General features: G+C 35.5%; 20 protein-coding genes. 12 read left to right on the plus strand and 8 right to left on the minus strand.

Annotation, left to right across the window (positions count from 1 at the left end; genetic code table 11):
• Positions 1-5 precede the first annotated feature (5 nt).
• Positions 6-215, plus strand: coding sequence for a hypothetical protein (locus QXK50_03955; GenBank protein ID MEM2008319.1), 210 nt, complete (start codon positions 6-8; stop codon positions 213-215).
• Between the two features lie 81 nt (positions 216-296).
• Here the strand turns inward: QXK50_03955 and QXK50_03960 are convergent, their stop codons facing one another.
• On the minus strand, positions 297-539 hold the full coding sequence (locus QXK50_03960; protein ID MEM2008320.1) for a 4Fe-4S binding protein: 243 nt from the start codon (positions 537-539) through the stop codon (positions 297-299).
• A gap of 208 nt (positions 540-747) precedes the next feature.
• On the opposite strand from QXK50_03960, the gene QXK50_03965 reads away from it, so the two are divergent.
• Positions 748-1428 (plus strand): hypothetical protein, encoded by a 681-nt coding sequence (locus tag QXK50_03965; GenBank protein ID MEM2008321.1) that lies wholly within the window; start codon positions 748-750, stop codon positions 1426-1428.
• Positions 1429-1566: 138 nt separating this feature from the next.
• On the plus strand, positions 1567-2898 hold the full coding sequence (locus QXK50_03970) for an HD domain-containing protein (GenBank protein ID MEM2008322.1): 1332 nt from the start codon (positions 1567-1569) through the stop codon (positions 2896-2898).
• Here QXK50_03970 and QXK50_03975 read toward each other — a convergent pair.
• The gene (locus tag QXK50_03975) at positions 2892-3524 is read right to left on the minus strand and encodes a hypothetical protein (protein ID MEM2008323.1); all 633 of its coding nucleotides are present in this window, start codon (positions 3522-3524) and stop codon (positions 2892-2894) included. The two genes, QXK50_03970 and QXK50_03975, sit on opposite strands and share 7 nt — an antisense overlap.
• Before the next feature lie 86 nt (positions 3525-3610).
• On the opposite strand from QXK50_03975, the gene QXK50_03980 reads away from it, so the two are divergent.
• The gene (locus QXK50_03980; protein MEM2008324.1) at positions 3611-4468 is read left to right on the plus strand and encodes a D-aminoacyl-tRNA deacylase; all 858 of its coding nucleotides are present in this window, start codon (positions 3611-3613) and stop codon (positions 4466-4468) included.
• Positions 4469-4708: 240 nt separating this feature from the next.
• Here QXK50_03980 and QXK50_03985 read toward each other — a convergent pair whose 3' ends face one another.
• Together QXK50_03985 and QXK50_03990 are read right to left on the minus strand one after the other, a co-directional pair.
• A complete protein-coding gene (locus QXK50_03985; protein ID MEM2008325.1) occupies positions 4709-5974 on the minus strand; it encodes an MBL fold metallo-hydrolase in 1266 nt (421 codons plus the stop codon).
• A gap of 129 nt (positions 5975-6103) precedes the next feature.
• Positions 6104-6595 carry a PadR family transcriptional regulator gene (locus tag QXK50_03990; protein ID MEM2008326.1) on the minus strand — a complete coding sequence of 164 codons (492 nt, stop codon included), beginning with the start codon at positions 6593-6595 and terminating at the stop codon, positions 6104-6106.
• An 83-nt stretch (positions 6596-6678) separates the two neighbouring features.
• On the opposite strand from QXK50_03990, the gene QXK50_03995 reads away from it, so the two are divergent.
• From QXK50_03995 to QXK50_04020, 6 genes are all read left to right on the plus strand, one after another.
• Positions 6679-7395, plus strand: coding sequence for an ABC transporter ATP-binding protein (locus QXK50_03995; GenBank protein MEM2008327.1), 717 nt, complete (start codon positions 6679-6681; stop codon positions 7393-7395).
• A gap of 72 nt (positions 7396-7467) precedes the next feature.
• Entirely contained in the window at positions 7468-12195 is a 4728-nt protein-coding gene (locus tag QXK50_04000) for a hypothetical protein (GenBank protein MEM2008328.1), read from the plus strand.
• Between the two features lie 4 nt (positions 12196-12199).
• Entirely contained in the window at positions 12200-13417 is a 1218-nt protein-coding gene (locus QXK50_04005) for an FtsX-like permease family protein (GenBank protein MEM2008329.1), read from the plus strand.
• Positions 13418-13483: 66 nt separating this feature from the next.
• Positions 13484-15076, plus strand: coding sequence for a M28 family peptidase (locus QXK50_04010; GenBank protein MEM2008330.1), 1593 nt, complete (start codon positions 13484-13486; stop codon positions 15074-15076).
• Positions 15073-16239: an AAA family ATPase gene (locus tag QXK50_04015; GenBank protein MEM2008331.1), complete on the plus strand. Its 1167-nt coding sequence runs from the start codon at positions 15073-15075 to the stop codon at positions 16237-16239. Before QXK50_04010 ends, QXK50_04015 begins: the two co-directional genes overlap by 4 nt.
• Complete coding sequence (locus QXK50_04020) at positions 16239-17561, plus strand: VWA domain-containing protein (GenBank protein MEM2008332.1); 1323 nt, start codon at positions 16239-16241, stop codon at positions 17559-17561. The genes QXK50_04015 and QXK50_04020 overlap by 1 nt, the downstream gene beginning before the upstream one ends.
• Positions 17562-17573: 12 nt before the next feature.
• Here the strand turns inward: QXK50_04020 and pyk are convergent, their stop codons facing one another.
• Both pyk and QXK50_04030 read right to left on the minus strand, forming a co-directional pair.
• Positions 17574-18974 carry a pyruvate kinase gene (gene pyk / locus QXK50_04025; protein MEM2008333.1) on the minus strand — a complete coding sequence of 467 codons (1401 nt, stop codon included), beginning with the start codon at positions 18972-18974 and terminating at the stop codon, positions 17574-17576.
• A gap of 120 nt (positions 18975-19094) precedes the next feature.
• The gene (locus QXK50_04030) at positions 19095-20468 is read right to left on the minus strand and encodes an ATPase domain-containing protein (protein ID MEM2008334.1); all 1374 of its coding nucleotides are present in this window, start codon (positions 20466-20468) and stop codon (positions 19095-19097) included.
• A gap of 441 nt (positions 20469-20909) precedes the next feature.
• On the opposite strand from QXK50_04030, the gene metG reads away from it, so the two are divergent.
• Complete coding sequence (metG, locus tag QXK50_04035; GenBank protein ID MEM2008335.1) at positions 20910-22406, plus strand: methionine--tRNA ligase; 1497 nt, start codon at positions 20910-20912, stop codon at positions 22404-22406.
• A 15-nt stretch (positions 22407-22421) separates the two neighbouring features.
• On the opposite strand, the gene QXK50_04040 is transcribed toward metG, so the two are convergent.
• Positions 22422-22763, minus strand: a complete 342-nt coding sequence (locus tag QXK50_04040) for a hypothetical protein (GenBank protein ID MEM2008336.1) — start codon at positions 22761-22763, stop codon at positions 22422-22424.
• A 186-nt stretch (positions 22764-22949) separates the two neighbouring features.
• Positions 22950-23882 carry a hypothetical protein gene (locus QXK50_04045; GenBank protein MEM2008337.1) on the minus strand — a complete coding sequence of 311 codons (933 nt, stop codon included), beginning with the start codon at positions 23880-23882 and terminating at the stop codon, positions 22950-22952.
• Between the two features lie 142 nt (positions 23883-24024).
• On the opposite strand from QXK50_04045, the gene QXK50_04050 reads away from it, so the two are divergent.
• Complete coding sequence (locus QXK50_04050; protein ID MEM2008338.1) at positions 24025-24438, plus strand: hypothetical protein; 414 nt, start codon at positions 24025-24027, stop codon at positions 24436-24438.
• Positions 24439-24456: the final 18 nt, after the last annotated feature.

Raw genomic sequence — 24456 nt, forward strand, 5'->3', positions numbered from 1 at the left:
AGCACATGCCTATATTTGTTTCGGATGAAGGCAGATTTTATGAGCTAGCTAAAAATGCTGTTGAATGTAGAGTAAAGAGTGATAAAAGAAGAGGTATAGTGAAACTAAAAGCAAGAACGAAGAGATATTTGTATACTTATATAGTCTCAAGCGATAATGCTACATCAGCTATAGAAAAACTCAAGAGCGTGTGTAAGTCACTCAAAGAGATTTAATGATGTGTAGTTTTAACCCCATCTGAGAAATGATGATGGTCGGCGCTTCTGATTTCTGAAGATATTTTCTTGTTATATTACTTATTCTTCTGTATGCTTTGTGATGTCTATTACAGTATGGCTAGAAACTTCTACAGAAATAGCATCAACTGGACACAGTATTGTACATCCATAACAAGATATGCATGAATCATCATTAACTACAATTCTATTAATGTTCTCGTCTACTTTAAATACATTGGTGGGACATAGATTTAAACAAAGTTTACATAAATTGCATCTCGAATAATCTAAGGTTACATTACCTTTAACCACTATACTCATACCTCGTGTGTCGCACCATATTCACTATATTAATACATCCTTAATCTTTTTGGTTAAATTATAATACTACTCGTTTTTCTATATTATATATCTAGCCATACATGTATAACTTAAACAATACTTGTATTTTTTTAGTGCAACATGTAAGTATTATTCATAAAAAGTTAAAAAGTTTTAGAACAAATATATTTGTTTCGGTTAAAAGAATATGTTACCAGAAGATGCTATAGCTTTAATGATGTCTACCGCTTATTCAGCTCCATATATAGATGAAGTTGACAATAGATGTATCTTAAGTAGCACAGAGGTAATGAAGCTTATAGAAATGTATGAAGGTGAGGCTAGAGAATACATAATGTTAAATGGAATAAAGCTGATTTCATCAAACAGGTTAAGTGAAGATGCCTACATTCTCTGTAGCAATATGTTAATATATATAGGTAGATTTGATGGAGGATATGTACCATCAGATGAAATACTGAAGTACAGAAAATCATGTCTGGATATAGTTTCGCTTCATACACATCCTATACCTTTACCCCTACCTACACTAGAGGATGTTGTATCTACACAACAAGTTGGCTACAATACCGAATGTGTTTTAAGTAAAATAGGTAAGTACAACGCAAAGATGATATGTATAGAACCTACAAAAGATTGGAACAGCATCCTAAACTCTATGGAGTTTTTTACTGAGGCTGTCTATAGGCTAGTCGATAGGTATATAGTTGTTGAAGATGAGTTTAGTATAAGATTCGTACCCTATCCTTCCGAAAACAGTCTACAGACTATAGAAAGTGAGTTTATTAAGGTTCTTAAAGGAGATGCATACATAGATGTCGTTATACTAGATATGAGACTAAGTGAATATCTCCATATCACCTGGTAGTTATAGCATATTCTCATTGGCTACTGTTTCAATTAATTCATTATAGAATGTTATAGAGGATAAAACAATCGATCCATATTACGTATGTCCTCGATATTCATGGAGGTATATTAGCTTCTAATAGGTTTTCGCTAACTTATGAAGAGCCTATTAAGTAGATATATAGTTACAAGCGATCCTGTGTATGGGTATATAAAGATCTATGACCATGAGGTATCAATATTAGAGAGTGAGGCTTTTCAAAGACTTAGAAGAATTAAACACCTTGGTGTTACAGATTACGCGTATCCTGGAGCTACATATACTACTTTTCTTCACAGTATTGGGACAGCTCATATAGTTGAAAACATGGTTAGAGAAGTTCTGGTTAAAGCTGATGTTAGTTACGATGATATTGAGAGATACGTTGTTCTTCTCAGGTTGATACTACTTTTACATGATGTTGGCTATGGACCTTATACATACGTATTTGAGGAAGCCATTCTAGAGCCCCGACAACTAACACATGAGGGTATGGGAGCTAGAATTGCTGAAGAGTTCAGCGAGATTTCAGTCGGTATAGAGAAGGCTTTAAGGGATTACGGATATACATATAAACATGTTATTCAAGCCATAAACAGTAGAAACATAGATAATTGGCCTTTCAGGTCTCAAATAAATAGTGAAATAAACGAAAAGGTGCTGTTTCATTTTTTTAAGGGAGCTTTTAGTGCCAATACTATAGATCGTGTCTTAAGAGATTCATATTATACAGGAGCAATACGTTCAGTAATAGACTGGCGTAAGCTACTATACTATACACTTCCGTATGAGGATGGCGTTGTGTTTGATAGTAGGGCTACAGATATACTAGAGCAAATCTTGATAACGAAAATGAGACTCCTGCTACATGTCTACTATGATTCTGAGGTAAGGAGCACATCAATATTTTGTAGAAATGTATTGAAGAAATTGGATCAAGAGAAGCTTATAGATTTTGATGCTATAGTAAGAGATGTTTATAGGTACTTAACTTTAGACGATTACACAATTTTCTCTATAGAAAATGTAAGATACGTAAAAGAGGTTAAGAGTTTCACATATGGCAGAAATCCTTATGTTGCCTGCATTGAATATTATGTACCTCGAGAGAAGTATTTCAAGACAGATATAGATATAAATGAGATTAAACGGATCGTGGTAGAACGTATTAGAGATTGTGGAACCGAAATAGATGTAGATAGTGATCTTTTTATCGATGTTTTGAACCATTTAATGAAACTAATATTCAAAGAAAGAGAATATGAGATCTCGACTAGATATGGAGATGGCTCTATAGTCAAAACGAAGATCTACGATTTTCTACCTACATTATTTAACTGTAAAGTAGTAGCCTTTAGAGTGTACGTCAAGAGAACCTTGAGTGATAAGGTATGTAACATGAGGTACAAGATCATATCCTCTATAGATAACGAGATAGGAGTTTATTGAACAAGTTCGATATACGTATGTACGAGTTTAGTGATACTTTCTATTGGTAACCGTACCACCCTCAATAAGGCCATGTCATAGATGTACACATATTTAATTATCCAGTTCTTTAGATACGTAACTACATCATAATCTATGGCATAGAATTTCCTAGCTATAGCTATAGCTTTTTCAAGTTCATCTTCTGATCTTTCTTCTGGTTTCTTCAGAAGTTCTAGCGGAATTAGGGGTACTACACCATAGGGATAGGCAAAAGTCAGTAAAATTGATCCCTCTTTTATTATCTGCAGAATCTTCTTTATATGTCTAGCTATGATGTAGTGGTATCCCTCGAGAATGTATTCGGCAGGTATTGAGTGAGTCTCTATCTCTATACATATTCTTTCTGATTCATTTTCAGCATAAACATCGCATTTTGTTGTTCCTACAGTCTCTTCTATAGATACATAATTGTAGCCTTCATTCTTAACATGTGAATGTATAAGTACTTCGGCAAGGATATGTGTTACTGTTACTCCCTTCTCTACCAACTTCATAGCTCTATAGATAATACCATCCGTACTTTCTATACCTAGCCGGCTAGATATCGTCATCAATAATGTGTATAGATCTAGACTTTCTATCACAGTTCTCCACACAACTATCCCTAAAGCTTATAGCTAGGTATAGCTTTAGTAGGATATATCCTTAAATCATAGATGGGTAACATGAAGTGGATACAGTAATAGCCTACTATGTTGAGGATCCTGCAGGTAAAGGAATAATTAAATATATAATTGAACTTGCTAAATGTTTAGAAGATAATACCTTGAACAGCAACATTAAAGAGCTTAAGGAATGTTATATTTGTAGAAATGACAACGTTTCTCTACTTGGATTCAATATCGATGTTATATATCTTGAAGTACTCAACAATTTTTCTAGCGCAGAAAATTACGTGATAGTCTCACGACATAGCGCAAAATCTGGGAAACCTAGTTTAACTACTCATACACCTGGAAACCCTTGGGGAAGAAATGATTTCGGTGGAAGACCTTGGGAAATGCCTCCATCAAATCCTGTACTGATGTGGTACATCATTAAAGGACTGAATAAGTATAGTATAGAATATGGATTAGAAAATAAGTATGAAGTATGTTACGAAGTGACCCACCATGGACCCACATCTATAAATAAACCGGTGACATTTGTAGAGCTCGGAAGTAGCGAAAAAGAATGGATTAACACCAATGCTCAAGAAGCTATAGCTATGGCAATTCTAGAGACTATTAGAGAATTCAGAGCTCGGAGAACCGAAAATGAATGCACTGTATCTGTAGGATTTGGTGGATCACACTATGCACCAATCTTTACTAAGAGAGCTTTTGAAGAAAATGAATGCTATGGTCATATGATACCGAACTATGTGATAAAGGAGTTAAAGTTAGAGGAGCTGAAATTTATAGCTAGAAAAGCTATAGAACTTACACCAGGAAGTAAAAGAATTGTAATTGAGAAGATGAGGAAAGAAATGAGAGAAATTATAGAGGAAGAAGCAAATAAGCATAATCTCGAGGTAGTTAGGTACTAGAATACAATACTTCTTTGGATAAGAGTTGATAAATATGTACTATAGTATACGAAATGAAGATATGGATATCTCTAAATATGTCTTGTTCTTTTACGATTTGAGAAATGTAGGGTCTAAGTCAGATAATAGAATTAGTTGTTGTAACATTATAAAATTGTAGAGTTTCATAATATATCTAGAGAGATATCATGAATATCCATTACATTAGAGTTCTAGTGACTAGTTTCTTGATCAATGTTTCTAGATCTCTATAGTTTCACCGTTTTTAGGAGCATAAAATTCTATTCCAAGTTCTTCACGTATCCTATAACCGATCGTATATATAGCATCTTCAGATCCATGTACTAGAACAACTTTTTCTATATTTTTTACAGACTTAATTATGTTCATCAGTTCTTCTGATCCAGCATGACTTGAAAAATCAAACCAGAACACCTTTGCATTTACAGGTTGTCCATTTTCTTCAAGACTGCCATCAACGAGAAGTTTTCTTCCAGGCGTAGTAGTAGCTTGAAAGCTAACCAATATTACGGCGTTTCTACTATTGAAGCCGAGTCTCTTGATATAGTATACAGCTGGTCCTCCCTTTAGCATACCAGCTGGTGCAACAATTATGTTGCCTGGTTCACTACATATTTTCTTCCTCATTTGAGATGATCTAACTGACTCAAATAGTGTGTAAGCTTTTCTGAGTAGATCGATACGGTTTATATATTCTTCTTGTTCAAGATATAGTGACAGTATTTCACGTGCCATACCGTCGTAATATACATTTGTATAGGGCATTCTATCAGCTAAAACAGCTAGAATCTCTTGAGCTCTACCTAACGAGAATGAAGGTATCAACACGCTACCTCCTTCATCTAAAACACTCTTTATCGTTTCAACAAATTTTTCTTCAACTCTGTTGCGTGGAGGATGGTTGAACATACCATATGTAGATTCCATAATGATTACATCTGCATTCATATTTGTTGGATCTACACCTTTCACCAATTTCGTATCTATTGTATTTATATCACCTGTATAGATGATTGTCCTATTTTTTGTATGAATTCTAAACATAGCGCTTCCAGGTATATGTCCAGCATTAAGTAACTCGATACTTACTCCATTGAGTTCAACTGTTTCATTGATTCCTGCAGCTTTCGAGTTTTCCAACATTGTTGCAAGTTCTGGATATTCAAAAGGTAAGTAGTATCCTGAGAGCCTTAGCATATCTTCTATCATTAATTTTCCTGCAACAAGTGTAAGATTTGTAGCTATAAGTAAAGGTTTTGCTGAAACATATAGAAGTGGAGCTGCACCTATATGATCTAGATGAGCATGAGTCACCAATACCGCCTTTAGCTGTGAAGGTGCTACTGATAACGGAAATACCGGTTTATCATATTCATCGAATGATATGCCATAGTCTAAAAGTAGAGAACTAGAGCCATTTGCTTCAGAAAGCAGTATAGCTGTTCTTCCAACCTCTCTTCCAGCACCTAATACCGTTATCTTCAAGCTATAACATCCTCTACTACTGTATCAACAATATCCTCAATACCTATAAACTCTTTTTCAGGATTTTAAGCCGAAATGGTCCTAGAACATATACAACCTAATGATCATGGCATAGTTATCGATATAGTCTTACTGATTTATATCACATTTCTTATAATTGGATTCCAACTGGGTATTGAGTATTTCTATTATTTCTAAAACTTTCTTACTTAATGCCTCTACAACATGATTGGGTATAATTACATTTTTCTCCCAAAGCGTTTGTACAACATTTATAAGCTTATCTATATTGAGCCTATTTATTATACTAAACATTGTTCTGATCTTTCCAATAGTACTATGTATCTCTTGTTTGTTGACATGTATGTAGTCTATACCTTTGCTTGTAAGTTCATACACCCTTTTCCTACCTTCGCTGTATGAGATCAAGAAACCCTCTTTTTCAAGTTCATGAAGAGTTGGATAGAGTATCCCATTGCTCGGAACATATTTTAAATTGAATAATTTAGCTATATACTGTCTCAATTCATAACCATGAGCTCTACCCAACTCAAAGATAGAATACAAAACAATATACTTAAGAGCTCCTCTGATCTTGACTAGGGTTATACTATCAAACATTTTTCTACGACCATAAAAATCATCTGTAGCGATAACTTAATTAATTTTTTGAGTGTTTCTATGTGCTATAGGTCTAGATTATTATGGATGAAGTAGTGATAACGAAAGATCTTGTTAAGGTCTACAAGGTAGGTAGCAATTATGTTTACGGACTTCGCGGCATAAATATGACGATACGAAGAGGAGAATTTATAGCAATAATGGGTCCATCGGGATCAGGTAAAACAACCCTATTGAATATGCTAGGGCTTCTTGATAAACCATCTTCAGGTAAGTTACTTATTGATGGAATAGACGTGGTTAAGCTTAATTCTCATGAGATAGCTAAGATAAGAAATACAAAGATAGGGTTCGTTTTCCAATTCTTTAACCTTGTAAATAGATTAACCGTGCTGGAGAACATAGAGTTGCCCCTGATTGCTAGAGGTATTCCTAGATCTAAGAGAATTGAAGTAGCTAAAGACGCTTTACTAAAAGTTGGAGGAGAACTCAGCTGGTTGTACAAAAAACCTCAGCAACTTTCTGGAGGACAGCAACAAAGAGTTGCTATAGCTAGAGCTATTGTTGGTAATCCAGAGATATTGTTAGCTGATGAACCTACAGGCAACCTAGATAGAGCTAGCGCTAAAGTTGTAATTAAAACATTTACAGAATTGAATAGCGAGGGAAAAACGATAGCTATTGTAACTCACGACCCTGAGGTGGCAAATTGCACTAATATAATCTACGTTATTAGGGATGGCGCTATTGTTGATGTTAAAGAACCTCAAAGAGATAAGTGTTTATTGTATGCTGTATAGTCATGATTCTTCACATAAATACTTATAAGCTCTCGCAATTAATGTGTCTTCAGACACATTATGGTGTCTGTGATGCATGCAATATCTACTAATAGAATAATAATCTTTTCAGCAACATTACTACTACTGATTTTACCAGTTATAGGAAGGATCTTCACACAGAATATCCAGGGAAACGATTTTATTCTCTACAGCTATAGTTACAAGTCATCTGCAAATGAGCCACACATATACCCAGGCAGCAAGTATGTTGAGTTATCAATAGATGTTATAAACATCAACAACATAAGGTTGTATGTTTATGGAGCATGCATAACCTTACCACAAGGATTTACTATCTCACGAGGATATACATCGTGTTCAGCAGCTCGTAACACAAATGGCTCAACCACCTATATAGTTGATCCAGGAGGTGTTGTATCCTTTCGATACTATGTAGATGTATCTAAAGATGTTGTACCTAGTGATTATTCATTATCCATAAGCATCAAGTATAGCGATGGTGTAAATGCCTATGAACAAACAATAGATAGAATAATTATAACGATCTCTAGTTATCCTTCGCCTAGTATAGAGGTTATTAACTGGTATTGGAGTCCTGATGCTTATCCTGGATCAGAAAGCGTATATTTGTATATAGTTTTAAGGAATAGCGGTAACGTGGATATCGTAGAAGGATATGGTAGTGTAGAACTACTGGCTCAAGTATTTAGACCCTCTAGAAGGACCATAACATTAAACAACTTAAACAGAGATATGTCTACATCTATAGCTGTAGGTCCTCTCTCCATCTACTCTTACGCCGATCAAGGTCCTTACATAGCTAGACTTAATCTAAATGCTACAATGAGAACTCCTGATGGTGTGTTCTATACAAGTACTATAATGATTGAATTTCAGGTTACTTTATCCCCTTCCCCATATATGTACATAACTGTTGTTGATTATGGTTTTACTGATACTAAGGTATTCCAGGGATCAACAAGAACCAGATTCTACGCAACTATACTTAATCAGGATTTCGCTACGATTAGAAGTATTGTAGCATACTTCATGCTTACTTCATGTGGAACATTCGTCAATAACTCAAGACAATCTATATACATACTGGAAACCCCTCTAAACTATGGTGCTACAGCTACACTTTATTCAGATTACATAAACATAGATTACAGATGTAGATACATTGAATTATCCCTTAGTCTGAATATTTTTGGCGATATAAATGGAGCTGAATTCTGGACTACTCAAAGATATACCTTCAGCATTCCTCTAGAGATCCCCACTATCAATATAACTGTTGTAGAGACCTATTGGAGCGGTAGCTATGCTTATCCTGGTACGAAAGACGCTAATCTCGTTATTGTTTTAGAGAACCACGATGTTGTTAATGTTAGAAATGCTATTGTGAAACTAGATCTAGATCCAAAAATATTTTATCCATCTACACTAGTTTTATCAAATATAGATATAGCTTCAGGTAGTAGATCTACACTAATCTTCAGATCCGTATCTGTATCTACTCGAGCTTCTCCAGGTCCATATGTTGCCTATGTAAGGTTGTCAGGTATAGCTACAACATCAACAGGCTCTTTCTTCAGAATTAATGTAACATTAAGGACTCTTGTCGAGATAAAGAAACCTGAATCAGAGAACATTACAGAGATTGTAAGATACAGTTGGTCTACAGGAAAAGCTTATGTATCTATGGTCAATACAGGGATACATGTAGATATAAGGGTGTGTAGCCCATTCTACATAGTAGAGAATCCTATTGTAGTACTTCATCTACCTCCAGGCTTTGTTTCTAGAGACGGTAGCAGAAAGGCAACAGTATCTCTTACTGGAAGATACGGCTATGGACAAGTCATACCAATTCAATTCCAAGGTATCGATATAACGGTTACAGAAGCTGGACTTTACCCAATAATTCTAGAACTCAACACATTAGCGATAGATAGCTCTGACTCTGAATTCTGGCTTAATAAAACCATGACCTTCATGATGTATGTACATAAATCCTCTCTCAATATCACCATAATAGATTCTGGATGGATTAGCAATATCGTTACAGGTTCAACCTATGGTGCTTCAGTCTACGTATCTCTACAATCATATTCTATAGATACCATAACAAGTATTACTGCTTCACTAGGCGTAAACCCTAGGATAGCTATAGCTTTGGGTAAGAACGGTGTAGTTTCATATACCTCCCGCATCATTAACTATGGCGATATCGTTACCTTAACCTTTGATGGAATTGACATAATTTGTAGAGACTGTGTTGATGTAGATATATATATAAACATATTCGTTGTTAAGTCTATAGGCTCTTCATACTATACAGCTAGAGATAGCTACAGATTTAAACTAAGATTAGTGAAAGAGCTAAGTTCTTTCAAAGTAGTATCCCTCAATACTTACTATAGCGGTAATCCAACACCTATACTACCTTCTGCACGAAACATCTACATTAGTATCGATATAGCTAATGTAAGACCTTACGATATATCATGGATAAAACCCGAAATAATACATATAACCAACAACATGATTAGAATCAATAGTATAGAGGGTTCATGCTTAAGTGGTGTAGCTCGTGGAGGTGTGTGCAATCTAGTGCTAAATGTAGATGTAGATGAACGCATACAGCCAGGGAAACACACCATAATCTTGAACCTTACATATGCGCTATACATAAGGAATACTGTTGCTGTCTCTAGCGAAATAATTGATATACCTCTAGCTGTAGCCGATTATAGCTACTATAGACCCTACATAAAACCTTCGACATGGTACTGGGGTATTCAAACACCAATACGTGCTTTACCAGGTCAACGAAATGCACCTCTAACAATTGTCTTTATTAATAATGGTAGATATAGAGTTGATGATGTAGAGGTACAAGTAACACCTTTAACTAACTTTGCCACAGCAATTACAAATAGAAGTTTATGTGCAGCTACTCTACTACCTACAGCCTACTGTTCAGTCACATTCTATATAGATTTAGCCGAATCTGCAAATGAATCTATACCCTTTGATGTAGTTATCCAGTACGTATTTAGTGAGTATGGAACACATATAGTTGATAGAGATTTGTACACAATATACATGAATGTAGATACATTTGCAGGAGGTAGAGGACTAAATCTTGTGGATCATTATTGGATTAACAACTGGCCTGTATATCCGGCCACAGAAAACACAACATATGTTGTAAGATTGTATAATAGTTGGCCTTATCGTGTCTCAGGTATTTCAGCTAAGCTATTACTGCCAAAAGGTTTCTCGTCACGTGGTTTACCCTATGCTTATAGCTATGTATCTGGACCTATACAGAGTTTTCAACAAGTAGATCTATCTTTCACCATATCTATAGACGAAGAAATTAAGCCGGGTAGATATTGGGCTAAACTAGCTGTAGAGTATATTGTTGAAAGTGGTTTACCTTATATGAGAGTTGAAGATGTTTTCGACATATATCTACAGGTGAATGATATATCTAGTTCTGTTTCATTACTTTCCATTCAATGGCTTGATTCAGTACCTGAACCTAGAACCTATGGAGCTATTCTAGGGATAGGGATCAGAAACAACTATGTACCTATAATGAGGGGACCTGTACTAGAGGTATACACACCATCGAATATCCTATGCTCAGATACTAATACCTCATACACTTCTATAGTAGCAACAAGAGTTTCACCAGATATGATACAGTCAATGACGTTGGCATCCACATTACGTCTTCAGTACGGATCTTTACAAGAATACATTAGTCGGATCATTAAAGAATACAGTAACGTAGAGCAGTATAGTTATGGCGATATACTGCACTTCTACTTGAAGCTTAACCTGCTAGTTGATGCTCCAGGAACCTATACAGCTAGAGCCTACATTAACTTTATAGATCAGTGGAATAATGTTAGAAAGATACCTATAGATATACCTATACATGTCATTGGATCGATTAGAGTTGTCGATGTAACTGTTTTTCAGCCTATAAAGATCGAGAACGGTACAGCAACAATGACTATAGGGCTTAAAAATATAGGTTCTGCACCTATATACAATGTATATGTCTATTTAATTCCACAAACACCTCTACTTATACCAAGTGGTGGTCTGAGGTACATAGATACTTTAAGACCGAATGTAACAAAGTATGTATCGTTTCAGCTAGTTTATAATCCTATGGCGCTTTTCTCAGGAACAGCTGTACAGGCTATAAGATATACAACAGCTGTGTTCATGTTGACAATACTCTATCGAGACGTCTCGGGATACATTAGGTATGTTAATATGTCAGTAGCATCACTTATAGAGCCTTTCATTGATCTCAAGGTAGCTAATTTAAAGGCTAGTGGTGTAGGTAATGTTTTGACTGTTTCAGGAACTATTGTTAACTATGGATTGGCTACTGCACGAAATGTTGAAGTAGCTGTACTGGAAGAGGATGGGATGTTGGGTGCAAGCTTTCTTGGTGATCTAGATCCTGCATCACAATACGCATTTAGGGTTGAAGCTTCAGCCGATAGACCAATATCATCACTGGTTCTAAAGATAAGTTATAGAGATGAGTATGGTGTGTCGAGATATGTAGAGCTACCTATAGCCATATCTTATGAACAGAGATCTGTAAGTCCTACGATAAGAGTGAACCGAGATCATATGCCCTTACTGACACATTCTGTTACAATAGCTCTTGTAGTTGTATTCCTAGTATTCATGGTATTGATATTGTATAGATATGTTAGAAAACACATGCATAAACTTAGCGAAAAAATTGAGGTATAAAGCTATGTTGCAGTTTCTTCTGGATATAGCTAAACTGTCGTTGAAGGTTTTATCTGAGAGAAAGCTCAGATCGATACTAACGATAATAGGTATAGCAATAGGTCCTTTAGCTCTTATAATGATATCGAGTGTAATAGATGGATATAGCGATTATGTTATATCTCAGATAGAACGCATAGGTCAGAACACTATAGTTCTATTCCCTAATTCAGGATATAGGTTTACAGAAAGCGATTTGAATACTATTAGGAATATCGATGGTGTGTCTCGAGCAGAACCATTCTATTCCATTCAAGCATATACTCGAATAGGTGGAGAAGATAAACTACTGTTTGTTTACGCTCTTCCCATAGATATAATATTTGATGCTTTCGGAGGACTAGAGGTAGAGAAAGGATCTCTACCAACTAGTGCTGAATTCGTAAATGCTGTAGTAGGTTACAAAATTGCCTACAAAGATGGTGAAAATATTTATGATGTAGGTGATGTTATTTCAATAACATATCTAAGAGTTGAAGGAGGAAAAAACACTATTAGAAGAGCATACATCATGGTTTCAGCTGTATTGAAGGAATTTGGAGGTGCCTTTATACTTAGTCCAGATACAACAATATTTATGCCTCTTGAAGCCGGTAGAAGAGTATTTGGTTTAAATGATTGGTCTGGATTAATAATTTTAGCTAGAAGCAGTAGTGATGTCCCTGTAATTGTTAGAGAGCTACAGTCATTGTTTAGGAATTCTGCTGAAGTTATCTCTTTCCAAGGTATAGCTAGTATCGTAAGTTCTATTACAGGTGCTATGAGTTTTATCTCCTTTGCATCTACTCTATCAGCATTTGCTGTAGCTGTAGCCGGGGTTTCTGCAACAATGATTACTTCAGTCGTAGAAAGAACAAGAGAAATAGGTGTGATGAAGGCTATAGGTTTTACTGATTGGCAGGTCCTCATAATGATACTCATGGAGAGTATAGTTATGAGCTTGATAGGAGGAGCTATAGGTATATCGATAGGTGTTGTAGGAGGACATATTCTAGCTTCTGTAGGATTTGAGGTAAGAGCCTCACAACAAGCTCTCATGGTCATAAAGGCTTCACCAAAATTTGCACCAAGTAGGATATTCATAACGATTGCTTTAACCATAGCTATAGGCATAGTGGGTGGTATATTTCCTGCATATAGAGCATCAAAAATACCTCCAGCTGTTGCATTAAGATACGAATAGATTGAATATACTTATCTGAATAATTTATTTAAATAGTGTTGTTTTAACCATAGTTGGGTACGGATAATGAGTTTCAATAATGTGAAACTTATTATAAATTATGTATCTAGCTTTTCTAGTATAGGAGAAGTCGTAGCGGGTAATTCAAGAGAATATCGACAAATAGAATCAATAAAGTCTGTTATAGAGGATTACGTAGATGAGGTTGTGATAGAACCTGTTGAAGTCTCTACTTGGGATGAAGAATTCTGTATCATATATCTAGATGACGAGACGTTCCGTTGCTCTATTCATCCACCCTACGAAGGTTATATCGATATAAATACGTCTAGAAACAACATCATCTATATACATGATCTAGGTTCTTTAAACAATACAAATAGTAGTCTAGAGGAAAAGGTAGTTGTTGTTAATGGTGTTGATGATCCGAACTATATAACTGTTTATACGTATATTCTTAGAAGATATCAACCTATGGCAATAATTTTTGTGGATATATATGAGGCTTTGCGACGAATAGTTGTACTAGATGATATTATCTCGAGCCAAAAACCTACTAAGCCCTCCAGTATACCTGTTATCCATATAGCTAAGAATGTTGGTAGAAAACTACTTAATTCAAAATTTATACACATTACTGCTAAATCTGTACTGAGATTCTCTTACGGATACAACGTTATAGCGAAATTGAATAATACATCAGACAAGTATATATACATTACTTCACACCATGATCACTGGTTTAATGGTGTAACTGATGATTCTGTAGGTGTGGCTTTAATGCTTGATATACCCAGAAACCCAATAATTAGGAAAGGTTTAAGAGAAGGGATTACCCTAGCTTTCTTTACAGCAGAAGAAGGTTTTCCCTATCCTTTATCGTCATTCTACTGGTTAGTTGGTTCAAGAAAACATGTGACTAGTAATGCCAATAGATTATTAGAGGACGTATTACTGGTCTTAAACCTTGATGTCCTTTATAAAGGTGAGTTAAGGTTCTCGACATCAAATCTTGTCGCTAGAGGTTTTCTAGTAAACATAGGGATAGACACTAATAATTTAGAGAATGATAGTATGCTTTTCGATTCATTTTCTTTTACATCTCTAGGTATTCCAAGTATAACCATACATAGCTATAATGAAGTATTACGTAATGGTCTGTATCATAGTACTTTAGACACAATAAATATGATAGATATTGACTTCATTAGTTACACACTTAATGTAATTTATGAATTAATTAGGAATTCATACATAATTAAGAGCAACATCAAGAAATTTTTAGAGCTAGGAGCAAAAACTATAGCCACAGAATTTATAGAAACAGTTAAACCTCTTGAAGTTATGCTGAACCTGTACAGAGTACTTAGATCGTTTCTAGACTGCCTAGACAGTAATGTTCTTATCAATTATATGTACAGTTTTCATAGAATAATAACAACTACATATATGAGTAGAGATGTATATAGAGGACTAAAGGTGTATGAAGAAACTTCGTATATCAATTGTAAAGATGAATACATATATCTACCTACAGACCCTTTGTTCAACGATGCAGATGATTGTTATGGAAACACACTGTTTAATTTAGAGTCATTAGCATATATACTACTTAAGCACTGTAAAGATATGGTTAGCAGAGGTAGTACAACAAAATGAATAGGTATGGAAACAATGGTTTATTACAAGCACCATCTAAGATTCTAGCTGAACTTACGAAGCCTTTTGTTGGTAGAGAAGAAGAGGCTAAGGTGATACTTTTAGCTCTACTGACAAAAGAGCATGCCGTTCTAATAGGTGAACCAGGTACAGCCAAAAGTGCATTAATACGAAGAACAGCAACTATCTTGAATATGAGGTGCTTCATCTATCTTTTAACACGATTCACGGAACCTGCAGAACTTTTCGGTCCATTGGATATAAATGCATTAAAGGAAGGTAAGTATGTTAGGATAACGACAAACAAGTTACCAGAAGCTGAAATCGTTTTCTTAGACGAGATATTTAAAGCGAATTCAGCTATACTAAACACGCTTTTGACTATAATGAATGAAAGAGTATTTTACGATGGATATACCGAGATGAAGGTTTCTCTATGGAGTCTGTTTGGCGCTAGTAATGAAGTTCCGGAAGACCCTGAACTTGAAGCTCTTTATGACAGGTTTTTGCTGAGACACTATGTTAAACCTGTATCTGATGATGTTTGGAAGGACTTACTCAGATATTCATGGAATATAGAGAAATACGGTTACGCGAAACCTGAAATAAGAGTTGATAAAGATGATTTAGAGAATATGCATAGGACGATATTTGAGGTAGATCTTACACCAATAGAAAGTAAGGTATTGAAACTTTTCTCGATATTTGAATCCAAAAACATACATCTAACCGATAGAAGAAAGGGTAAGGTGCTAAAGGTTATAGCAGCTCATGCTGTGCTTAATGGGAGATCTACTGCTATAGAGGAGGATCTATCGGTACTAAAATTTGTTGCTGCTCACGATATAGATGATTTTGAGCGTATAAACATAATTCTCTCTGAAGAACTTAAGACAGCTTACAGGTACCTTAAGGAACTTGAAGAAATACATAGAAATGTAAGAGAAGTGTACAACTACATATCTTCATTTCCCAGCGTAACATCTAGATTTGTTGAATATAGATTACTAGAGATATATCGAGATCTTGAATCAACTCGAGATAGAGTCATATCTATAGTTAGAGAAACAAGTGACGAGAAAGTACATAAGAAGGCTACAGAAGTCATAGAGTATCTAAATGAGGTGTTAAGCAAAATAAGACAGAAAATTGAGGGTAAGTAATGCCAGGTTCCCTAAAGAATATAGACTATCAAGACCCATTTGTTAGGTATAGAGGCCAGAAAATACTTGATAATTTAAAGAAGTTTAGCATGCATAATGATGTTCAACTAGAGTTAGCTGTAGATGCCTATTATTCGCTCTATCTACCTTTTCCAATTCTTGAGGATGTTGATAAAATTGCCGTAGGTAATAGAAATATTTACGAAATTATCAGGTCCGCTCTTGAAGACAGTGAATTCAGGAGACTTAGATACTATACTATTGCTGATGCTTTTGCTTCTGTAGCTATAGGGACACTATTTCTACTGAATCTTCAAGAAGAACTTAAAGCAGAAAACGAACAACAAGGTCACATGGGTAGAGGAAGAACAAGCACCAGAAACAAAGATACTGAAGTAGAAAATGGTAGCAAAGATAGCGATGGTTCGAAAAGTAGTGATTTGAAGAGCATAGTTAGAAATGCTGTAAAGAAAACGGTAGAACATTCAGAAACAATAAAAGAATTACAGCATTTTACCTACGGCTATAGAGCAGGTGTGGGACATACACTTGATCTAGATGAAGATGTAAATAAGGTTCTAAGGTTGGTTAGAAATACTGATATAAAGAAGATATTAATGTTCTTAACAAAAATGCCCAACATAAATACTATAGTTAAGAAAAAGAAGGTGGGCTATCAAAGAGGCGAAGTAGAAGGATACACGATAGGTTCGGATATAGAGAGAATTGTATCCACAGAACTAGCCTATCCATCCATATACATATATATTAAGATAGCTGAAAACAAGCTACTTCTATACAATAAGGTTCTGTACATGTCGCTAGGGCCTATATATGTGTTGATAGATAAGTCTGGAAGTATGGATGGAAACAAAATCTTGTGGGCAAAAGCTACAGCTCTTGCACTATTGATGAGAAGCAGGATTGAAAAGAGAGCATTCTATATAAGGTTTTTTGATTCTGAGCCCTACAAGCTTATGAGGATTAAACCTAATGCTAAACCATCAGAGGTGCTTAAAGTTGTTGAATATGTAGCTATGGTTAGAAATGGTGGAGGAACAGATATCTCTAAGTCGGTCATAACGGCTTGTAATGATATAATGAAGTTTCGATCTAGAGATTTTAGCGATATAATAATAATAACCGATGGAGAAGATAGAATAGCCAAAAGTTTGGTTAAAAAGTCTTTAGCCTATTCACGTTCTAGATTAATATCCGTTATGATTATGGGAGATAATAGCGATCTAAAAGAGATAAGCTATAAATATCTGAAAGTCGTAAAACTTTCCGAAAAAGAGATGCTTAATGTTATTGAGGCCTGATCTCGATTTATTTTAGCTACCTATTCTGAGTATTTCTACGCGTTGTTTTGGTTCTCTCAGACCATAAGTAAGTACAGCTAATTCTCCATAACTTACTAAACTGTTTTCTATAGCTTTTTTAAGCATTTTTTGCATTCCTTCTTCATAGCTTTTTGCTTCAACATGTAGTAGATTTAGCCCCCAGAGAATAGATAGTTTTCTAAGTACATGTATATCTGGCGATGCTACATATACCGGTATTCTAGGTCTTAGCGTTGATATTCTTTTAGCTGTATTCCCATACATACTGAACACAAAAAGTTTTGCCTCAATATCTTCTGCAAGCTCTAAAACACCTTTTGTAAACCTTAAGCGTAGGTCTTCAAGTCCTTCTCTAGCTTTTGAAGATGCTTCATTAATTGATTTATGTATATGTCTTTCCACAAAATCCACTATCTTTTTCAACCACTTTACAGCTTCTAGAGGATGTTTTCCAGCTGATGTTTCACCTGTAAGCATTAAGGCATCTACGCCCATCTCTATAGCTATACTTACATCAACAACCTCCGCTCTTGTGGGAACAGTATTCTCCATCATAGATTCTAGGAGTTGTGTAGCAACTATGACAGGTATTCTCTTCTTCAAACATTTATCTACCACAAGTTTCTGTAGATGATGTATTTCTTCAAGACCAAAGTTCATTCCTAGATCTCCACGAGCTACAAGAACTACATCACTTACTTCAATTATATCGTCAAGATTCTTTACGGCATTTTTAGTTTCTATCTTAGCTATAATCCCTATATCGCTTCTACCGTATCTTTTTAATATATCTCTGACATTCTCTATATCTTCTGCTTTCCTAACATAGCTTAAACCAATATAGTCAATATCGTTTTCTACAGTAAACTTTATACACATCAAATCTCTATCACTTAAGATAGGCATATCTATCTCTTTTGCTTGTATTGTTAGTGTTTTTCTAGACTTTATCACCGATTCTGTAAGTGCTACAACATCTACATAATTAGAGCCCCTATCTATAACGCGAAGTCTTGTTCTCCCATCATCCATAATGACTATATCTCCAACCTCAATTATATCAAAAAATTTCTTAGCAAGTATCGGTACAGTATTTGCATTACTAGGTGTAGAACCTAATATAAAACGTACAGTATCGCCTTTCTTCAAGACTATAGGGTTAGAAACTTCACCAATCCTAATCGAAGGTCCCTGTATATCGCCAATAATCGGTAAAGGCTTCCCTAACTCAGCTTCAGCTTTCCTAACATATTCTATACGCATTTTCCATTCGTTTGGATCTCCATGAGCAAAATTTATCCTAAACCCATCTACACCAAACTCAACCATAGATCTAATGATTTCGTAACTATTTGATGATGGTCCTAGAGACGCTATCTTTTTTACAAACATATCTGTAGACCTTAATACATTTTCGGTAAGACCATAAAGAGTTAAAAATATTGATGCTACATTGATAAATATAAACCAAGAAATAGCTACTCTTTAGAATGAAGAAGAATTACTATACGATTATATGCCTATAGAACTAATTACATCGTCTCTACATGTCTTCAAATCATTTTCTGAAAGCACTATAGGCTCTCTTTCTCTCCTCCATAGATATACAATCTTGCTGAGTTTATCTCCGGGGAACCTGTATTTGAATGCGATATTGATATCTGCCAATCTCGAGAATAACATGGTTATATCACTGTTTGCTCTAATAGACATTATTATGGTTAGTATTTTCCGGCTTTTCATATAGTTCACCATATTATAGATCGTAGACATGTGTTTAGGTTTATATGCTAACGCAAATATATCAAAGGCGTGGAGCAGAACTATATCTGGTTTCACAACATTTACTACCTCTATTATCTGTGTCATGAGTTCTGTACTTGAGTATGCAAATGGATTATAGCTTTTAAATACGAAATTGCTTTCTATAAATTTCTCTACCCTTATATCGCTGATACCGAAAGACTCGAGACTCTTAATTATTGTTTGCTTCATTGTTGCAGGTGAAATCCTAAAACTTATTACGAGCGCTCTAGCCTTGTTCGCTAATGTAAATCCATAGATTTGGAGAAATATTTCTGGTGGACGAGCTATTGATGGATAAGATATAAAGATTACATGACCTTTTTGGATATCACCTAAAGCGTTTGCTAGATGTCTACATGGTGGCTCTACTCTACCTCCTTCTGATGGAATATCCTCGAGAATTGGAGGTACATACACTTTGAGACCCTGTTTCTCTAGTATCGTAAAAGGTATTTCAGCAACTGTTATAGGTGATCCCCGAGCTTTTCTTATCTCAATTATTCGAACAAGTCTACCATCTTCAACTCTATGTTTAAGAATAAACACGGCGTCAGCTACAAACTCTATAGAACCCAAATCTACTGTTTCAGAACCGAAAGGTAGCTCTGCAACAAGTACTACGACGCCATCTATTTGTTTTGCAAGTTCGTAAAAGTAGTTCTGTAACCATGCACGTTTACTTTCATCTGATGTCGATAAAAGAAATGTATTTATCGAGTCAATTACTAATACTTTAGGTTTAAAGCTTTCTACTATTCTATGTATTTCAGCAACAATATCATTAACATTTAGAACTATGGGCAACCTAGTGAACAAGAAGTTCCCTAATTTTTCGACTTTTTCAAAATCTATACCTAACTTCACTAGATTCTTATATAGCTTTTCTTTATGTTCTTGAAAAGATATATAGAGACATTTATTATCATTTAACGCATTTCTATAGCAGATAGTTGAAGCTAGTATAGTTTTACCAGCTCCAGGGTGACCTGCTACTACTATTGTTGATGGGGATGTTAATGTACTTCCAAAAAGCTTATCTAAGACATCAATGCCAAAAACAATGCTATTCAATTTTATCATACCTGTGTCACCGTCTGTAGCCTGGTACAACTGTATCGGATTCCATATCTGTTCATATGAGTAAAACGCTTATAAGCATCCTATACAGCGATACGTGTGAAGATACCTCGAGGATGGATTGAGAGCCACTGAGATGCCCTGAACAGTGGCTCTTCCAAAACATCCAGGATGTGGGGTACCTGGAATCCACATAAACTCCTCTAAGCCCGATGAAAACCCGAGTGAAGTACAGAGGAAAAGAGATGAGGTGATAACCTCAACCGATATAGACCCATATAAGAGCTGAACAGCCCTTGATGGAGTATCAATGTTTCTAATCAAGATAGTAATTTTAATAATTCTTTAGGCTGGCTCTATGAATGCATTTAAATCCGCTAATATGCGTTATCCCAGGGTTTTGCAGGAGAGCTACCTCAACTAGGTGTATCGATATTGACAGATGTGTGTTCAGTCTATGTAACTACACCTATATATTATCCAAACGATAAACCTCATCTAGGCCATGCATATACCACCGTTTTAGCTGATATAGCATTTCGTTGGTATTCCTTAATTGGGTGTGAAGTTCTATTCTTAACCGGCACAGATGAACACGGTCTAAAGCTTCAACGTGAAGCCGAAAAACATGGTGTAGATCCTAAGCGATTTGTTGATAGTATGGTCAACATATATAAAGAATACTGGAAACTACTTAATATTAGGTATAGCAGGTTTATAAGAACAACTGATAGCGATCATGAGGAAACTGTTAGACATGTTCTTAATGAGCTCTATGGAAGAGGTTATGTGTATAAAAGCAGGTATAGTGGATGGTATTGTACAGGATGCGAGAAATTCTATAGCGAAAAAGAGTACTTCATCGAGAATGGTAAGCCTTTATGCCCTATACATAGAAGACCCCTCGAATTTATTGAAGAAGATGCATATTTCTTGAAGCTTTCAGCTTTCAAAGACTATGTGGTAAGGATATTGCGTGAGGGCGATACCGTCTATCCAAAACATTACGCTCTAGAGGTTCTAAGCAAAATAGAGATAGAGGGCTTACAGGATATAGCTATCTCTAGACTCAAAAACAGAGTTTATTGGGGTATAGAGCTCCCTTTCGATCCTCAGTATACAGCTTATGTATGGATTGACGCACTCCTCAACTATCTATCTGGATTAGGCTATCCTAGAAATACAGATAAGTTCAACAAGTTTTGGAGCAATTCTATACAATTCATAGGCAAGGATATCTTATGGTTCCACACAGCTATATGGTTCTCATTGCTAGCTATGATCGGTATACCACCGCCTAAGAAACTTGTTGTACATGCTTTTCTAACGTTTAAAGGACAGAAAATGGGTAAATCGTTAGGTAATGTTGTATCTATAGACGATATGGCTAAAAGATATGGTACAGCTGAAGCAATAAGATTCATTATTGCTAGAATATCGAATTTCGATAAAGATAGCGAAATCTCTTGGGATATCTATGACTCTATATATACCAATGACCTGGTTAATAACTATGGCAACTTGGTTAGACGTGTAACAACATTAGCTAAGAAAATTCTTGAAGGTATAGTCGAGAAAGATCTGGATACCGACTTCGGGCAAACAGTTTCTGAAATAAGAGATAAGGCTATTGAGAGCTACAATGAGTTAAAGATATCTGAAGCAGTTAAACACGTTCTAGATATTGCTCATGAAACTAATGCTTACCTCAATAAGAAGGAACCCTGGAAATCTAGCAACCCTAGACCAACGATATATACATCATTAGAAGCCGTAAGAATTTCATCTCTACTCCTCTATCCAGTTATACCTGAAACTATTGAAAAATTATTTGTGGCTATTGGTATTGAGATTAAGAAAGGATTAGAGCAATTCAATATGGGTTTTGTTTCTAGATACATTATCAAAGAGTCTCCGATACTTTTTAAGAAAATAGATTAAAATTTTAGGATCAAGTTACGATGGTATGGATACAGCTACCTCTCTTTGAGTCCAAAGAGATTGTAGGTATGTCCAAAGGGTTTCAAGCTCTTCATCAACTCTAACTCTATAGGTAGCTATATATACTGCTAATGTATATCCAAGTAGGTTGCTTAGCTCTATACATGTATCTTGATCTAGATACTGATAGCTACAGTAGGCGTTACTTAGCAAAAGTGCTGTCAGAATTGCTGTAGCGAATTCTTTATCAGCTTCTTTAGCAAAACCATTGCTCCTTAAGATCTGTACTCTATGATTCGCATGCTCTAGAACATCGACGATCTGTTGCTCTATAAGTAGCTTTGAGACTCCCTCCATATCTATGGACACCTAGGTATAGAGTTGATGTGTATTTACTTAAAAGAACTGAGAGAGGAAATACCTCAGAAATACTTACGGAATAAATAACTTTGTAATATAGAGAATTATGTTGTGGTTTGTGTACATAGCATAAATAACATAGATAAAATGCGACTTATGAATATCATATACTAGGAGAATTGGTTATGGTGATATCGTCCATATCCTTATATTCGATATTTGTTTATTTTCCAGAGTTTTTAAGGCATTATTACCACACGTTTGAGCACCATCTTTCTCTAACTCAATGTATATATTGGCTGTTTCAGTATCATGAACTAAACGTAGAAAAGCTTCTTCAATATTTCCACTAACATATACATACCTAGGTCTTTTTTCTTGAACAATTCTTTTTATTTTCTCGATAACCTCATCTAGCGACAATGATGTTGGTACTGATTCTACAATCTTTGAAGATCTAATAACACTGTAGAGAGTTAAAGGATCTATACATTCATTAGATATAGAAATCTCCTTAGCTACGGTAGGTGTTGGAGGAACAGAAGGCTGCGGAGGTACAATAGTCTCCGCCTGCTTCGGTATTGCTTTTTCTTCAGCGACACTTACAACTGAGGGTGGTGAAGGTTGTGGGGCCGACTCTACAGATTCTACTACAGATTCTACTGATGCTACAGGTGCTTCCTCCTTTGGTTTTGTTGCAGGAGGTAGTATAGCTTCTGTTGGTGTAGGAGCGGTTGGTGTCACAACTGCTTCAGAACCTAGGGATGTTATTAGAGCTGTCCTTTCCTCTAGTCTAGATAGCGGAAATATCACTAAATCAATTAAAACATTTCTCTTAGAGACATCTACAACTTCTATAACTCCATCAGGTTGATAGAGGTACCTCATTGCTGTATCGCTACATGTTGTACCCTCGTATACAACACCTCTATCTACAGCTCTACAACCAACTACATTCCCATCGACCATAGATATGGATATGTATACCCCTTGCACAACATTCCTGTAGTTTATATGTCCTGTAAACTTCTTCGTTATATATTCTCTTAATACACGACCTAATGACTTTAAATCTGCTTCAACTGTTTCTACAATGTTACCGCTACTTAAAAACATTAATTATTACACCTGAATACCTATGAATCACTCTATTTTTGAATATATAAAAGTATTTATGAAACTCTGATATCGATATCTTATCTAGTATACGAAATATTTTTATTCCAGTTCTGCAAGTGTGGTATTATGGTGGATCTCTTTGTCTACGGTTATAAGAGAATTTGGAAGTATAGCTGAATTCACTAAAAGCCTAGATGATGCTGTTTCTGAATATAGAAGAAGACTAGGTGAAATGCTTAGAAGACTTGAAGAACTGAGGGTTAGATCTGAGCAAGAGAAAAAGCTTAAGGGTGTACTCACTAAACTAGGTTTGCCAGAATCATCATCACCTAACGAGATAGCTCTACGTAATGTAAGAGTAGTAGTGAATCCATCGCCTTCACAAGAGTTATCAGCTATAGAATCAGCTGTAGAAGCATTAAACAACAAAATTACATTGCTTACGGCTGTTAGAAAGGAGCTTGAAATACTGAGCAATATAGATGTAGAAGCTAAATTAATTGTTGTCTACATAGATGATGTACCTAGAACCGTTGTACTGAAGTTCAGTTAGAGAGTGTAAATTTCATAA

The sequence above is a fragment of the Ignisphaera sp. genome, from assembly GCA_038831005.1.
Taxonomy (GTDB): domain Archaea; phylum Thermoproteota; class Thermoprotei_A; order Sulfolobales; family Ignisphaeraceae; genus Ignisphaera.